The sequence below is a fragment of the Neobacillus jeddahensis genome (assembly GCF_000612625.1).
Classification (GTDB): Bacteria; Bacillota; Bacilli; order Bacillales; family Cytobacillaceae; genus Neobacillus; species Neobacillus jeddahensis.
Genome location: NZ_CCAS010000022.1, coordinates 34,867 through 51,405 on the forward strand (window position 1 = coordinate 34,867; position 16,539 = coordinate 51,405).

16 protein-coding genes are annotated in these 16,539 nt (G+C 38.3%); 1 reads left to right on the forward strand and 15 read right to left on the reverse strand.

Going from position 1 to position 16,539, the window contains the following annotated elements; all coding sequences use genetic code 11:
- Positions 1 to 6: 6 nt before the first annotated feature.
- From hpf to TY15_RS11710, 6 genes are all read right to left on the reverse strand, one after another.
- Complete coding sequence (hpf, locus tag TY15_RS11685) at positions 7 to 555, reverse strand: ribosome hibernation-promoting factor, HPF/YfiA family (RefSeq protein WP_040204204.1); 549 nt, start codon at positions 553 to 555, stop codon at positions 7 to 9.
- Positions 556 to 875: 320 nt separating this feature from the next.
- Positions 876 to 1,592: a ComF family protein gene (locus TY15_RS11690; RefSeq protein WP_040204205.1), complete on the reverse strand. Its 717-nt coding sequence runs from the start codon at positions 1,590 to 1,592 to the stop codon at positions 876 to 878.
- A 36-nt stretch (positions 1,593 to 1,628) separates the two neighbouring features.
- Positions 1,629 to 3,116 (reverse strand): ATP-dependent helicase ComFA, encoded by a 1,488-nt coding sequence (locus TY15_RS11695; protein ID WP_040204207.1) that lies wholly within the window; start codon positions 3,114 to 3,116, stop codon positions 1,629 to 1,631.
- A 293-nt stretch (positions 3,117 to 3,409) separates the two neighbouring features.
- Positions 3,410 to 4,249 (reverse strand): DegV family protein, encoded by an 840-nt coding sequence (locus tag TY15_RS11700; RefSeq protein WP_040204208.1) that lies wholly within the window; start codon positions 4,247 to 4,249, stop codon positions 3,410 to 3,412.
- Positions 4,250 to 4,401: 152 nt separating this feature from the next.
- On the reverse strand, positions 4,402 to 5,088 hold the full coding sequence (locus TY15_RS11705; protein ID WP_040204209.1) for a response regulator transcription factor: 687 nt from the start codon (positions 5,086 to 5,088) through the stop codon (positions 4,402 to 4,404).
- Positions 5,089 to 5,121: 33 nt separating this feature from the next.
- The gene (locus TY15_RS11710) at positions 5,122 to 6,267 is read right to left on the reverse strand and encodes a sensor histidine kinase (RefSeq protein WP_040204210.1); all 1,146 of its coding nucleotides are present in this window, start codon (positions 6,265 to 6,267) and stop codon (positions 5,122 to 5,124) included.
- A gap of 269 nt (positions 6,268 to 6,536) precedes the next feature.
- Between TY15_RS11710 and TY15_RS11715 the strand changes: the two genes are divergently transcribed.
- Positions 6,537 to 7,184, forward strand: a complete 648-nt coding sequence (locus tag TY15_RS11715) for a YigZ family protein (RefSeq protein ID WP_040204211.1) — start codon at positions 6,537 to 6,539, stop codon at positions 7,182 to 7,184.
- Between the two features lie 124 nt (positions 7,185 to 7,308).
- Here the strand turns inward: TY15_RS11715 and TY15_RS11720 are convergent, their stop codons facing one another.
- From TY15_RS11720 to TY15_RS11760, 9 genes are all read right to left on the reverse strand, one after another.
- Positions 7,309 to 8,367 (reverse strand): glycosyltransferase family 4 protein, encoded by a 1,059-nt coding sequence (locus tag TY15_RS11720; RefSeq protein WP_040204213.1) that lies wholly within the window; start codon positions 8,365 to 8,367, stop codon positions 7,309 to 7,311.
- Positions 8,368 to 8,520: 153 nt separating this feature from the next.
- Positions 8,521 to 9,621 (reverse strand): glycosyltransferase family 4 protein, encoded by a 1,101-nt coding sequence (locus TY15_RS11725; RefSeq protein ID WP_040204215.1) that lies wholly within the window; start codon positions 9,619 to 9,621, stop codon positions 8,521 to 8,523.
- A gap of 452 nt (positions 9,622 to 10,073) precedes the next feature.
- Positions 10,074 to 10,925 carry a dTDP-4-dehydrorhamnose reductase gene (rfbD, locus tag TY15_RS11730; protein ID WP_040204217.1) on the reverse strand — a complete coding sequence of 284 codons (852 nt, stop codon included), beginning with the start codon at positions 10,923 to 10,925 and terminating at the stop codon, positions 10,074 to 10,076.
- Complete coding sequence (gene rfbB / locus TY15_RS11735; protein ID WP_040204218.1) at positions 10,925 to 11,947, reverse strand: dTDP-glucose 4,6-dehydratase; 1,023 nt, start codon at positions 11,945 to 11,947, stop codon at positions 10,925 to 10,927. The genes rfbD and rfbB overlap by 1 nt, the downstream gene beginning before the upstream one ends.
- Before the next feature lie 10 nt (positions 11,948 to 11,957).
- The gene (gene rfbC, locus TY15_RS11740; RefSeq protein ID WP_040204219.1) at positions 11,958 to 12,518 is read right to left on the reverse strand and encodes a dTDP-4-dehydrorhamnose 3,5-epimerase; all 561 of its coding nucleotides are present in this window, start codon (positions 12,516 to 12,518) and stop codon (positions 11,958 to 11,960) included.
- A gap of 27 nt (positions 12,519 to 12,545) precedes the next feature.
- A complete protein-coding gene (gene rfbA, locus TY15_RS11745) occupies positions 12,546 to 13,412 on the reverse strand; it encodes a glucose-1-phosphate thymidylyltransferase RfbA (RefSeq protein WP_040204220.1) in 867 nt (288 codons plus the stop codon).
- A 103-nt stretch (positions 13,413 to 13,515) separates the two neighbouring features.
- Complete coding sequence (locus TY15_RS11750) at positions 13,516 to 14,220, reverse strand: glycosyltransferase family 2 protein (protein WP_040204221.1); 705 nt, start codon at positions 14,218 to 14,220, stop codon at positions 13,516 to 13,518.
- 4 nt (positions 14,221 to 14,224) lie between these two features.
- Entirely contained in the window at positions 14,225 to 15,070 is an 846-nt protein-coding gene (locus tag TY15_RS11755; RefSeq protein ID WP_040204223.1) for a glycosyltransferase, read from the reverse strand.
- A complete protein-coding gene (locus TY15_RS11760; protein ID WP_040204224.1) occupies positions 15,067 to 16,422 on the reverse strand; it encodes an O-antigen ligase family protein in 1,356 nt (451 codons plus the stop codon). Before TY15_RS11760 ends, TY15_RS11755 begins: the two co-directional genes overlap by 4 nt.
- Positions 16,423 to 16,539 lie beyond the last annotated feature (117 nt).

Here is a 16,539-nt window from a genome sequence, read left to right on the forward strand (position 1 = left end):
GATCGCTTATTGTGCTTCAATTAAACCATAACGGCCGTCTTTACGCTTGTAAACTACGTTTGTACGGTTAGAGTCTGAATTTGTGAACACATAGAAACTGTGTCCAAGCATGTTCATTTGAAGAATTGCTTCTTCACTATCCATTGGTTTCAAATCAAACCGTTTTGTACGGACTAATTCAAGATCGTCTTCATCTACATCGTGTACTTCTGGGCTTTCAGTAGTGGAAAATGTAACAGGGAAATCGCCCTTTTCACGGAACTTACGGTTCACTTTTGTTTTATGTTTTCGAATTTGACGTTCAAGCTTATCTGTAATCAAATCAATTGCTGCATACATATCGACATTTGTTTCCTCAGCACGTAACACTAATTGTTGCAATGGAATGGTTACCTCTACTTTTGAGGTTTTATCTTGATTGAATTTTAGATTCACATTTACATTTGCATCAGGTGCTTCCGTAAAGTACCGCTCCAATTTCGTTATTTTCTTTTCAACATACTCTCTAATTGCTGGAGTTACCTCAATGTTTTCGCCACGTACGTTATATTTCATGTGGACTCCTCCTTTTGTTAAGGCTATGTATTAACAATTCTATTTTACCCTATGATAATCCTGCTAAATCATCTCAAAAATTTTGTCGAATTATTGACAAAAACACTGGGTAAATAGTGACAATTATTTAAGCAATTATTGACATATGACCTCTTTATTTACTAAAATGAACTTTTATTCATTTTAGTTTACTATTAGGTGGGTTAATTTTCTAGTAAAATACCTTAGACCTTTTGACAATTGGCGCAATGTTGAGATTTTCTAATAGTGTCCACACCACGTGGACAAATACGAATTTTGTCCACGAAGGGTGTCAGGCACTACCTTGCTATGGTAAGGGATTGGATGCTCGCTGCCCCAGCTTCTTTTAACAATTTAGCAGCGTGGCGTAGGGTTGAACCGGTTGTGTAAATATCATCAACAAGCACAATCCTTTTCCCTTCTAATTGGCTGTCCGAATTGATGGTGAAGACCTGCGGGAGATGAATCCGCTCCAACCTTGTTTTTTTTGATTGCTTTTCTGAGTGAATTCGACTGAGAATATCCGAAGTGGGGTAGCCGGCCTCCTGCAACAGTGCCATTGCTTGATTAAACCCACGCTCATAAAGCCTCTCTTCGCTCAATGGAATCGGCACTAGTAAATCTGGGTGCATTTCCATGAGCTTTTCTTTTATATATACTGCAAAAATCTTTGCCAATATATAATCACCACGAAATTTATATTTTGCGATTAATTCCTTTAAAAATTCATTATAGAGGAAAAGAGAGTAATTATTATCAAGATATTTACTCCATTCTGGGTCCTCCTCCCAGCGAATACAATCATGGCATATATCTCCATCATGATATTTCTCATCCAAATTACTTAATGGCCTGTCACAGATCCTACAGGTATCTCCTTCAATTCTCTCAAGCTTTTCCTCACAGGACGGACAAAGCAGACGCTCTTTTTCCACTGAGACCATCCCTCTCCAGCCTATTATTGGCTGGAGAACCATATGACAATTCAAACAACGATCTTGTTGAAAAAAAACCATTATTGGGCGCTCCTTTCAAAATATCATTCAGACAAACTAAGGATTGAGTAAGCCTTTGGCAATCCCCTCCCTGTTCATGGAAACGATTTGTTTCCTCGCTTTCAACATCTCTTCCGTTTTTCCATAATGAAAAAAGGTAACCAGCCCATCAGGGTAATCCTTACTTCGCCCTGCTCTTCCAGCGATCTGCACAAGGGCGCTTTCGCTAAAAATAGAATCCTCCGCTCCCACTACAGCTACATCGATATTAGGGAAGGTAACGCCACGTTCTAAGATCGTTGTCGTGAGGAGAATAGGGATTTCGTTTGCTCTCATTTTTTGAACCTTATTTTTTCGATCAGGGTCTTCGGCATGAACAGCTTCCAGGCTGGGATGAAGCTGCCGAAGAATGGTAAGCGCCTTTTCCATCATTGGAATATGCGGAAAAAAGACTAATGCCTGTTTGTTAGCTAAAATTCGATCATTAACCCAGCGAATGACATTAGCCGGGAGCCGATTCTTTTGTAATTGCTTTTGCCAATTTCCACACCACACAAATTTAGGAACGGGTAACGGATGCCGATGAAATCGGGCTGGAATAGTTGTACAAGCTCGTTTTCCGGTGCGGCATTCCCTTTGCCATTTTTCATTAGGCGTTGCCGTTAAGTAAATCATAGCGGATATGGGTTTGCGAGCCTGGATGGCCGCATGCTGGAGTGATTCCTCTACTGTATAAGGAAATGCGTCTACTTCATCTAATATGATGGCATCAAAGGCATGATAAAAGCGAAGTAGCTGGTGGGTGGTGGCGATCGTAAGGGGAGCGTAGTGGTGACGATCTTCGCTTCCACCATATAGGGAGGCAATTGGAATGTCAGGAAATGCGCTTATAAGTCGCGGCGTCAGTTCTAAAACGACATCCGTTCTGGGCGTTGCAATACAGATTCTTTTTTTCGTTGCAAGGGCTGCCTCAATTCCCGAAAATAAAACTTCTGTTTTCCCTGCCCCACATACAGCCCAGACTAAATGTTCCCGGTTTTGCTGAATCGCCTCCACAACGTGATCTGACGCTACCATTTGTCCTTGTGAAAGGGTCCCCTGCCAAGCCCTGATTTTTGCCGGGAGGCTGGTGTCAGGCACCGGACCACTCCAGCCTAGTAATGGAGTACACGCACTGATTCTCCCCATCATGAGACAATGACGGCAATAATGACAAATTTCCCTACACCGAGCGCACGGGAAGGCAGCAAACCATTGAGGATCTTTGTTTCCGCATCGTATACATTGAGGCTGCTTCCCACTGTATTCAATTCCTTTTCGGTATGTTATATAACCATTTTGATAATGGGTATGAATTTCCTCGAATGTGAAGGGTAGATCATCATGAAGGAGCTGTTTACCAGTGAGAAGCTGCTGAAGATTTGGATTGAAGGGGAAGCATGGATTAAGCGGCGGCTGAGGGATGGTTGGGATTTTTGAGATGGGTAGGGAGTTATCCAATTTATTATTTGGAATTAACATTCCATCTTCTATGATAAAGCGCATATTGACCACCTCTCTGGACAGAGATAATAGATCCGACTTTTTGTTTTACCTGACGTGGCTCTTTCCATAATAATAGGATCATCACTCCTATTCTATTTCAAAAAGAAATTCTGCAATGAATGGAGAATTTCCTGTCTTTTTGTAGATGAATTTGTGACTATTTTATGTATGTTACCCCATGTGGAAGAGGTTCCGCAAACCCCTTTATAGATTACCTTTAAAGACTTCCTATGTTCCTGCCAATTAAAAAATATTCCAGCCATAGGCTGGAATATCAACTATCCTACCGGATCTTATTTTTTCATCCAGCCCAATCCCATTGAGCCTTCACCTAAATGAGTCCCGATGACTGCGCCGAAATAGCCAATCGTGAATTCGACGTTGGGATACAATGCGGACAATTCATTCCGCCACTCCTTCGCCTCTTCCTCGCGATTGGCGTGAATAATGACGGCTCGGTATGCTTCACCACCGGAAGCATCCTCATTAAGCAAGTCCACTATTCGATTCATCGCTCTCTTCCGCGTACGGATCTTTTCAAATGGGACAATGACTTTATTTTCGAAATGTAATAATGGTTTCACCTGAAGCAGACTGCCAATAAAGGCTTGGGCACTCGAAAGTCTTCCACCACGTTGAAGATGGGACAAATCGTCAACCATAAAATAAGCTCGTGCTGTTTGCTTCAACTCTTCAAGCCTATTCATAATTGCTTCAACATCTTCACCACGGCTTGCCCATTCAGCTGCTTCAAGAGCATAAAATCCTTGAACCATGCAACTGATTTCTGAATCAAACGCGTAGACCTTAATCCCCTCTACCATCGTACTAGCTGTAATCGCCCCTTGATACGTGCCGCTGATCCCACTTGAAAGATGAATGCTAATAACAGCATCATAATCTCGTGAAAGTTGTTGGAACAGCTCAACAAATTGCCCAATCGGAGGCTGGGAGGTCGTTGGTAACTCTTTTGTTTTCACCTCTTCATAAAATTCACTGGCATTCAGATCCATTTCTTCCTGATACGCTTCTGTTCCGAAAATGACATTCAGCGGAATCATATGTATATTCCATTTATCTCGTAACTCCTTCGGTATGTACGCGGTGCTATCCGTGACAACTGCCGTTTTCATAAAGTATTACCATCCTTGTCTATTTAGCTACACATTGTTTGCTTTTTATTTTAAATGAAGAAGAAGGAATTTGCATTAGTAACTTATCCTGTCAAAATTGAAAAAAGAACACGCCAATAAGCGTGCTCTGCTTTACTACCTTATCAAAAAAGTTATCTTACTTCAACCCAACCATTTTTTATTGCCACTACAACGGCTTGGGTACGGTCATTAACATTCATCTTTTGCAAAATATTACTTACATGATTTTTAACTGTTTTTTCGCTAATGAATAAGGCCTCTCCGATACCTCGGTTACTTTTTCCATCAGCAAGCATTTGCAACACTTCACATTCCCGTCGTGTCAACAGATGCAATGGTCGGCGGATTTCAACTGTTGGTACATATCCTCCACCACTGCGAACAAGACTTGATGCTAGTTTGCGATATTCATTGACTAAATTGTGAGTCACTTTTGGATGTAAATAAGACCCTCCATCTGCAACAACGCGAACAGCCTCAATCAAGGCATCTGCATCCATTTCTTTTAACAGATAGCCTCGTGCACCTGTTTTTAAAGCGTGGGTTACATAGTTCTCATCGTCATGGATCGATAAAATAATAACCTTTGTGTTCGGGAATTGTTCAATAAGCTCACGGGTTGCCTCAACCCCATTCATTTGCGGCATATTGATATCCATAATCACTACATCTGGTTGATGCTCTTGGACCAGACCTAATGCTTCACTTCCATCATCACCTTCAGCCACTACATCGAACGACTTTTCGAACTCTAGTATCCTCTTAACACCTTCTCTGAATAGTTGGTGATCATCTATAATAACAATTCTTGTAGTCATTGGTTATGCCTCCTACTCTTTCAATTTCAATTTTTAACCCGCCGTTACGGCATTCTCTTTCGTTATAATTGGAACATGGATTAAGACAGTAGTCCCTCTGCCGATTTTGGAATCGTAAGTAATTTCTCCATCAAGCAGATCGACACGCTCCCTCATCCCAATGATTCCAAATGACTCTGGTTTCTTTTGGGAAGTATCGAAGCCAACACCATTGTCCTTAACCAAAACAGATATGGCGGTATTGGTTATTTCTAATGTGACTTTGATCTCACAGGCATTTGCATGTTTGAGAGCGTTTTGCACAGATTCTTGAATCATTCGGAACAATGCCACCTCATACTTAGTTGGAAGCCTGCGCTCGACACCAATATTCACAAAATTAATTTTAGCATTATTATGATATTCTTCGATAGTCTGTAAATATTTTCTAAGGGTTGGAACGAGACCTAAATCATCCAGTGCCATTGGACGAAGGTCATAAATAATTCTCCGAACCTCATAAAGTGCCGAACGAACCATTTTTTTATAGTTGTGAACCTCAGAAAATGCTTCTTCTGCGCCTTTGTCTCGGTAAACACGTTCGATTAAGTCCGAACGCATGATGACATTAGCCAACATTTGAGCCGGACCATCATGAATCTCCCGCGATAACCGCTTTCGTTCTTCTTCCTGTGCTTCAATAATTTTCAAACCAAAGTCTTGTTTGGCTTTGGCATTTTCTACTACTTCTCCAACTTGTTTAAGATCGCTAGTTAAGTAATTCATCACAACTGAAATTTGCGAAATGAGCTGTTCAGCTCGATCTATCGTTTCATCTAGCCCAACAATTCTTCGCTCAAGATCATCCCTCTTATCCAACAGTTGTTTTTTATACTGCCAATTGATAGAGAGGTCCATTTGTAGCTGGTGGGCCTTCTCGTAAGCCTCACGAACCTCTTCCTCGCTATACTGTTTAAAATTCATACTAACCTCAGACAGCATCATTCGAGCTTGAAGAACTTGCTCCTCTAGCAGATCCCCCTCATCGATAAGCTTAACCATCAACTGCTGGATATTTTCCAATTCCTTATTCATGTTCTCGAATTCCTGACGACATTGCTCACCAATTCGGAAAATATCACTCTTGCTACATGTTACCATTTCAAGCATTTCTTCACGAATTTCATCAATTGATTTCATATAAATTCTTCATTCCCTCCAGGGGATTTTTACCCTTAAGGTCTTTTAACATATTTTACCTTAAAATCTACCGATTTGCGAATCTGAACCACTCTTGTTGACCTTAACCTAGGGTGAAAAGTAAGATATTAATAATCATCACTTTTCATCCTAATGTACTATTCACTTTTAAGATCTTCAAGAACTATGACTATTATATCATTCGAACGTTACTGTCATATTAAAGGGATATTACAACAATATTTTTTAAAAAAGGAAAGGAAAATCATATGCTGCCCCGATATCTTACTGTAAAACAAACTGGTGAACACGAAATTAACATCCAAAGATCACGATTTATAGCTCATATTACAAGAGCTGAGACCGAACAGGAAGCGCAGGAATTCATTCAGGTCATTAAGAAACAGCATTGGGATGCGACACATAACTGTTCTGCCTATCTTATTGGTGAGAATGATCAAATCCAAAAGGCTAACGATGACGGTGAACCAAGCGGTACTGCTGGCGTACCTATCTTAGAGGTTTTGAAAAAAAGAAAGCTAAAAGACACCGTAGTTGTGATTACCCGCTATTTTGGCGGCATTAAATTAGGTGCTGGTGGACTGATTCGCGCCTATGGTAAAGCAACATCAGAAGGTTTGGACGTTGTTGGTATGGTCGAAAGGAAGCTTTCACAAATTGTACATGTGAAAATCGACTATACCTGGCTTGGGAAAATAGAAAAAGAACTACGCTCCACTAAGTTTAAAATTAAAGAAATTCATTACCTGGATAGTGTTGAAATTGAAACCTATGTGGTGGAAGACCAGGTCCCAGCGTTTATGGATTGGATGGTTGAGCTGACTAACGGTCAATCTGCAATGGATAAAGGGAACAAGGTTTATTTAGAAGAAGATTGGATAAGACAACAACAGTAGTTCTTTCTGTTGATTATAATTGGGATTTAGGAATGGGACAATTGGGAAAAAAATCGAAAAGGGACTCTGAGCTGAGTCCCTTTTACTATGACCAAAGCAGCTAGCACCTCTTTAGTCTTCATCGTTATGGACGATCTTTCACAGTCGTTAAGGTACGAACAATATTTAACAAAGGTTGATGGTCCTTCCCCATCAATCCAATTTTCTCAGCAATAATTTCTATTAAGAGAACGACAATTCCAATTAAACAAATTGCACCGCCCATTCTTGCTTGCGAGTAAATAATGGCGACAAGTCCAAAAAAGGCTGCCATTGCGTAAATGAGTAAGACAGTCTGACGGTGTGAATACCCTAAGCGAAGCATGCAATGGTGGAGATGAGATTTATCCGGTGCTGATAAGGGCTGTTTGTTAATAATTCTTCTTATGATCGCGAAAACCGTATCTGAAATAGGTACTGCGAGAATGATAACCGGAATAACAAAGGAAATAAAGGTAACATTTTTAAAACCAAGCAATGACAAAACAGAAATAATGAAGCCTAAAAATAGTGCCCCCGTGTCTCCCATGAAAATACTTGCTGGGTGGAAGTTGTAGATTAGAAAACCGAGTGTGCTTGCTAGCACAATCGATCCGACAGTAACCACGTATAGATTCCCTTGAATAATGGCAATGCCTGAAATAGTAATTAACGCAATGGAAGAGACCCCTCCTGCCAATCCATCTAGACCGTCAATTAAGTTAATTGCATTTGTGATGCCAACAATCCACAAAATCGTGAAGGGAATGCTAAGTAAACCAAACTGAAGTTGACCCCCAAATGGCAGATTAATAAAAACCACTTGCAAATTACCTACAAAGACAACTGTACAAGCGGCCGCTAATTGACCCAGAAGTTTATACTTTGCCGGTAATTCCAACAAATCGTCGCAAATGCCAGTAATGACAATAATGAAGCAGCCAATCATAATCGCAAACGAATAGGGACTTTCTGGCTTGAACAGGAAAATGCCTATCATAAAACTAATAAAAATTGCTAATCCTCCAAGCCGCGGCATGATCGCTTGATGGACTTTTCTCTGATTTGGCCGGTCGATAGCACCTATAGCAAATGCTAATTTTTTTATAAATGGTGTTATAAAAATGGAGACAAGAAAACATACTAGCAAGGTGAGATAAAGCATCAGACATCCTCCTTGTTAGTCAGTTTGCCCATTATTAGCAATTCAAAAACAACTATAATTTGGTAAAAAGTCCTGAATCGCCATAAAAAATAATGATAAATTAAAAATAAAAAAGGCAAAGAAATGGATATTCTTTAGCCTTCTATGAATATATTAATATCGATTTTTTATATTTATAGGTTTAAAACCCTTCATAAACTTCAATAGTGGTTTATAATCATCCCGTACTAGACCTATTTTTTCAACAATAACTTCTATTGTAAATAGTAGAACTAAGATTACAATCAATGAGCCCCAGACAGTAGATTGTGAGAAAATGAAAGCAACAAGACCAAAAACTGCACTCATTGCATAGATCAATAGAACTGCTTGCTTATGTGAGAAGCCTAACCTTAATAAGCAATGGTGTAAATGTGATTTATCAGGTGCAGACAACGGCTGTTTATTAACAAGTCTGCGAATAATCGCGAAGAACGTATCTGAAATCGGAACCCCGAGAATGATTATAGGAATGACAAGCGAAATAAAAGTTACATTTTTAAAACCAAGAAGTGAGAGAACACTGATTAAATAACCTAAAAATAATGCCCCTGTATCACCCATGAATATCTTAGCAGGGTGAAAATTGTATATAAGAAAGCCAAGTGATGAAACAGCAGTTATCAGTGCTAAAATCATAACATAGGGATTCCCCATTAGAAAGGCCATTCCTGCAATAGCAAATAGGGCTATTGTAGAAACGCCAGCAGCTAAACCATCCAGTCCATCAATTAAATTAATTGCATTTGTAATACCTATAATCCAAAACATGGTAATCGGGATACTTAAGAATCCAAAATTTAATTGACCGCCGCCAAAAGGTAAATTGATAAATTCCACCCTCAAATCACCTATAAAAACAACAACAAAGGAAGCTAGAATTTGCCCAAACAGTTTTAATTTTGGAGAGATTTCCTTTGTATCATCAAGAATACCAGTTAAAATAATAATGATACTCCCAATAATGATCGCCATATGGAGATTTTCGTTAGGATTCATAATTGGTAATAGGGATTTAACATTTGGTTGAATAATCGCGATTCCAATTAAAAAACTTATATATATTGCTAATCCACCTAAACGAGGCATTATTTTTTGATGCACTTTCCGTTGATTCGGTTTATCAGTCGCACCTATCTTAAAAGCAAGCTTTTTTACTAAAGGAGTGAGAATTATTGCCGAAAAAAAACAAATAACTAACGTTAGATAGAACATATAGCCCTCCATGGTTACATTACTTTTTAATTAATGATGTATTTATTTTATTATTTATATACATCAATTTAAATCTGAGACTATCATTCCCTTTAGGATTATAGCATAGACAATACAAGAAATAAACACTTTAATTCTACATCTTTTTCCTAAATGTGAGAAAAAAGTCACTTTTGAGATTACTAGAAATAGATATTTACCCATCAAATTTATGGAAACGAAATACGTAGTCTATTTTGTAAAACGACAAAATTTTCCACAAAAATAACTTTTCATTTTACAAAAGGTCAAATTATGCCTTCCTTCATATTGACGCTTCTATCCTGAAAATGTTTCAATAAAAATTCTCTCCCAGAACATTTTTTTATTTCGCCCTCTTAACCACTAAATAAATATGGCCCCTGTTTATTACAACAGAGGCCCCTTAATATTCTCTTAACAAAAAGAATATGTTATATATTATTTTTTGTTTCTTGTAAATAAGCTGTTAATGCATCTTCCCAATCACGGAGAGAGGTTAAGCCCCTCTCTTCAATTTTTTTCTTACTTAACACGGAATAGTTTGGACGAGCTGCTGGACGTGGAAATTGATCACTTGTTAATGGATTAACCGTCACATTTAACCCAGCCTGTTTAAAGATTTCAACTGCAAACTCATACCAGGAACAGACGCCACTGTTAGTTGCATGATAAATCCCGTATTTGTCTGTTTCCATTAATTCAACCATGAACTTGGCTAAATCGACTGTGTAGGTGGGAGAGCCAACTTGGTCATGAACCACTCCTACTTCGCCGCGTTCCTCTCCTAGTCGGAGCATAGTCTTAACGAAGTTATGACCATGAATTCCAAATACCCATGCAGTTCGAACGATAAAGGATTCCCTTAAATGTTTCTGCAGTAATTCTTCACCAGCTAATTTCGTCCTGCCGTATGCGCCTAAAGGTTTTGTTTGTTCGTCGACTTCATAAGGCTCAGAAGCAGTACCATCAAAAACATAATCAGTACTAATATAGAGCATCTTTGCACCAATTTGTTGTGCTGCTTTAGCAAGATATTCAGTACCAGAGGCATTAATTTGATAAGCAAGATCTTCGTTTTCTTCAGCAGCATCTACATTGGTATAAGCCGCACAATGGAGAATGACATCTGGCTTTACTTCGTTAATGAAAGAGAACACTTCCGCCTCATTGGTTATGTCTAATTGATTACGATCTGTTCCGATTGCCTCATGGTTTTTTCGGGTCAATTCTAAGACTACATCCTGTCCTAATTGACCTGCAGCCCCAGTTACCACTACCTTCATTACTCTACCCCTAATCTGTCGCCATATTGGGATTTTACATATTCCTGGTATTCTCCTGAGATAATATTTTCCCACCATTCCTGGTTACTCAAATACCACTCAATCGTTTGTTTAATACCCGTTTCAAAATTATATTTAGGCGACCAGCCGAGCTCAGTACGGAGCTTCGTTGCATCAATTGCATAACGACGGTCATGACCTGGACGGTCTTTGACAAACTTCATTAACGATTCTGGTTTATTGAGTTGTTTTAAAATAGTCTTCACAATGTCAATATTCGTACGTTCGTTATTACCGCCGACATTATACACTTCACCATTACGCCCCTTATGAAGAACTAAATCAATGGCTTGGCAATGGTCTTCAACATGAAGCCAGTCCCTAATATTTAACCCATCTCCATAAATAGGGAGTTCTTTGTCATTTAATGCATTAATAATCATTAATGGAATGAGCTTCTCAGGGAAATGAAATGGTCCATAGTTATTGGAACAACGTGTAATGTTAACTGGAAGACCAAATGTTTCATGATATGCACGAACAAGCAAATCAGCACCGGCCTTACTTGCACTATACGGGCTATTAGCCGCTAACGGGGTTTCTTCTGTAAAGAACCCTGTTTCACCAAGAGTACCATATACTTCATCCGTCGAAACTTGCAGATATTTAGAAACGCCAAATGTTTTGGCTGCATCCAATAAGGCAAGGGTACCTTGAATGTTTGTTTGAACAAAGATACCAGGATCTGTAATACTACGGTCAACGTGTGATTCAGCAGCAAAGTTCAATACATAATCAAACTTTTCTTCTTTAAATAAACCTTGAACAAATTCGCGATCTGCTATATCACCGCGGACAAACTTATAATTAGGAGCATTTTCAATATCCTTTAAGTTTTCAAGATTTCCTGCATATGTTAATAAATCAAGGTTTACAATTTGATAAGCGGGATACTTATTTACCATGTAGCGTACAAAATTGCTTCCGATAAAACCAGCACCGCCTGTAACTAATAACTTCATTGTTTTCCTCCTACTTCTCGAATACAAAATTGAGATGAGTTGCTTCACTTAACGTTGGATGTTTCGTATCTTTATCCGAAAGAATTGGATTCGTTGTCGGCCAATCTATTCCTAAATCAGGATCGCTCCAAAGGATTCCGCCATCATGCTCAGGTGAGTAATATTCATCGACTTTATAGGCAACAGTAGTGTCAGGCACCAATGTGCAAAAACCGTGAGCAAAACCTTTCGGGACCAGCAGCTGGCGTTTGTTTTCAGCGCTTAAGATCACCCCTACCCACTGACCATAGGTGGGAGAGCCTTGACGAATGTCTACAGCTACATCGTAAATTGCGCCAGTGATACAGCGGACAACCTTTGTCTGTGCTTTTGGGTTTAATTGAAAATGTAAACCACGAAGTGTGCCAACGGGAGCGGACAATGATTGATTATCCTGGACAAACTCATAGTGCAAACCTAATGATTCAAACAGATCTTTATTATAGCTTTCCATAAAGTATCCACGGTGATCTCCAAATACCTTTGGCTCTAGAATCTTAACACCAGATAATTTTGTTTCAATAATGTTCATTCTTATTACCTCACTTATGGATTACAGTTATTGATTGGCGATTTTGATTAAATATTGACCATATTGATTTTTCTTTAGAGGCTCAGCCAGTTCGATCAACTTCTCTTTTGTAATATAGCCCATTTTATAAGCTATCTCTTCAAGGCAAGCAATTTTTAATGATTGTCTCTTTTCAACTGTTTCAATAAACTGCGAAGCTTCTAACAGGGATGCATGTGTACCGGTATCTAACCACGCGTATCCGCGGCCAAGAAGCTCGACATTTAGCTCTCCCATTTCAAGATACGCTTTATTGATGTCAGTAATTTCCAACTCACCACGCGGTGATGGCTGAATATTTTTGGCGATATTCACAACACGATTGTCGTAAAAATAAAGCCCTGTTACGGCATAGTTTGATTTCGGGTTGTCCGGTTTTTCTTCAATTGATATCGCTTTTCCATTTGAATCAAATTCAACAACACCAAAACGTTCTGGATCGTTAACATAATAACCGAAAACTGTAGCTCCAGATGGACGTGCTGACGCTTTCTTTAATTGGTCTGTTAAGCCGTGACCATAGAAAATATTATCGCCTAGCACTAACGCAACACTATCATCGCCGATAAACTCTTCCCCTAGGATAAAGGCTTGTGCCAAACCACCTGGATCAGGTTGGATTTTATATGTAAAGTTCATTCCTAAATCCGATCCGTCTCCCAAACTTTGCTCAAAGCGTGCAGTATCCTCCGGTGTAGAAATAATTAATATATCCTTAATACCAGCAAGCATTAATACGGATAATGGATAATAAATCATTGGTTTATCATATACAGGCAATAACTGTTTAGAAACTACCTTGGTTAATGGATAAAGTCTTGTGCCACTTCCTCCAGCAAGAATAATACCTTTCACTAAAGACAACTCCTCTTTTAATAATTTTCTAACCTTCACCATTATAAAAATGATAAGTCAAAAATACAAACACGAACTGAAATGTAACAAAAACGTAAATAATTTAACGTTTGTAATTTATTATTGCCGAAATGGTGCGCATTCGCCCTTTTAGCTGTGTTACTATTGATCGTCGCTTCATCCCGGTTACATTTCCCCCGTGACGGACATATTTTACAAGCTGCTGCTCGAGAAAGACGGTTTTCTTCTTTTTCAGCATACACACGAGGGCGATCCATTGATCATGCATTTCAATCTTATCAGGAAATGGCAGAATTAATGGCACTAATTCTTTCTTAAAAGCCATAAAAGCCCCAGTATAGGAGTTTTTTAAAATATTCCCAAAAATTCCTTGGTTTATGTTGTTATGGTTATAATCATTCCAGGATGGATTAATCATTTGTAATTTTCCATCCACAACATAAGCATCGTGCAAAACCAAGTCAGCCTGTTGTTCCTCAAATACCGTGATAACATTTTTCACTTTATTGTCTTCCCATATATCATCCTGGTCACATAGAAAAAGGATATCTCCCTTTGCTAAAGATATCGCCTTTTCAAAGCTCTTAATGGCCCCTATATTGCTGGCATTTACATAAACCTTTACCCTGTCGCCATAGTGTTCTTTGATCACGTGTAACGTATTGTCTGTTGATCCATCATCAACGACAATTACTTCATCCTCTCGAGCTAATTGTTTAAGGACGCTGTCTAGCTGTCTTATGACAAACCGTTCACCATTATATGTCGCCATACAAACCGATAACATAGAATTATCTCCTTTTTCTATTCAAGAGCTTGCTTAACGTATACATAGCAATTTTTTTGTTCTTCACTAGTAATACTTGTTTAACCAATCTCATTGCCAGTTGTTTTCGATAGGAAGGATAAAGCCCCAGTTTATAATTTTTATAAAAGTTAATTTCAGCATCCAAAATACTTTTATATCGGTCTAACGAAACCTGGCTATAATCCATGACAGATAAATCATGTTCAAGTACTACATCTAATACCCAAACCTTGTGATGATTCGCATAAATCGCATAGAATAACCAATGATCTAAATAATCCAATGGAAACTGCCCATTAAATCCCCCAATACGCTCTAAAAACTCCATCCGAATCAGAGATCCTGAATTAATTGCCATCACCGGTACATCTTGCAGTCCCGTTGGCGGTTGTTCCTCTTTTAATGGGCGGAGATATCCGCTATATACAGGAGATATCATTGTACCATTACTTATAATTTTAGGTACCAATGCTGCAACATCTGATTCTAATTCTGGTAAGTTTTGGAGTTCTAGAATATACTCATTCGTTAATTGGGTATCGTGATCCAACAGGAGTAGCCAGTCACTACCGCTTTTAGCAGCCTTGGACCAGGCAAAATTGTATGCAACAGCGATTCCTAGATTACGGGGGTCATGAATATACTGGATGGAAATCCCCTCATGATCAAAAGAAGGCAGTACCTGCTTTTCTGGACTATTATCATAAATAACCATTTCCAATTCATGTGAAAAGTCTGTTTTTGAAAATAAAGTTTTTCTTAACGTTTGGAATGTTCTACTTTCTTCAACAGCTTGCTTATATAGAACCATGACAGCCATTAATTTCATTTTACTACCTCATTTTTAATTGAGTCCTTTTTTTGTTGAGAAACAATTAGAAGAATAAGGAAAAAGCTAATCCCAATTGGGTTATTGATAAATGGATTGATATTCGTCAATAATAGCACACCCATAAAGGCCGACAATAATGAAATCTCAAGGCCCGATAATTTATGCCCCTTTTTATAGGCACTATAGTAATTGAAGTAAACAATTAAAAATAAGTACGCCCATATAGCAAAACCGATTAATCCCTGTTCCACTAAAATATCAAGGAAGCTCATTTCTAACCCGTTGATTCTGCCTGCTACTTCCGTTCCATAGCCTGTCCCTATAATAAGGTTAGCGGGATGAACCAAAATGTCTCTAGATGCCGTTATAAATTCAAGCCGATGGTTGACACTGATATCATTTATTTCTGTCTCTTGTTCCCTTATTTCTTCATTTTTCTGGACATTTGCTGCCGGATCCGTCTTAACCACTTCAAAACGTTCGAGCGTCATATATTTATACAAAAAGGGAACAGCCACGACCACAACGATTAATATCGTGAATTTCTTAATAAATTGCTTATGGTTCATAAGTTTTTGAAGCTTACTGACTACTCCCTTAATTGGGTCTACAAGAACCTTTACATCTAGCACAATAATCATAAACACACTTAGCATAAATGCTAATAAGAATCCTCTAGTTTCAGACCATAGAACTGAAACAGAACAAAAGATTACAAGAGCAATGCTAAGCTTACTTTTACTTTTATTAAATAAGTCATTAATTGCAATAACTAATCCAATAAGGACAAAGAAGTGACTCTTATAAAAAACACTATTACTTGGTCTAAAGAATAAATCTCCTGTAAATATCCTATTTAACAAGTCATAATATGGTTTAAAATCAGCGCCTACAAAGACAGTCTTTCCTAGTAATGAAATAACAATTGTAAATAGTGCTACACCCAGCGCTGAATATTTTAACAAAGTGATAATCCGTTGAAGGGAAAATCGTTCCTTTGAAATATAATATGCTAATGGAAAATACACTACAAAGTATGATACTCGTAAAAAATCGGTAACAATTGCCCCTAGTGGATGTCCATATAATACACCAATGAGCGAGCTCACCACAAACCATCCGATCAATAAATAGACGCCAATCGTAACTGGATTTATACGGATAAATGTATTGATTTCTTTATTAAAAAAAGCTTTTTCCTTTATGATTCGAATAATGAATACTAAAATTAGGAGTAAAAACAAGACTTGACGAATCGATAAAATTCCAAAATCAATTAGTCTCCCCCCGCCTCCTACGAATACTTCAATAAAAAAAATTGTCAACAATTTCTTTTCAAACTTGTTCATAAAAATACCCTCTCCTAATCCCTCGTGCCAAAAAATAAACGTCCGAGAGTGCTGGCGTTTTTTTATTTTTATCTGAATCTGGTTAAGATAGTCCCTAACTTAACCTTCCGCATTTTT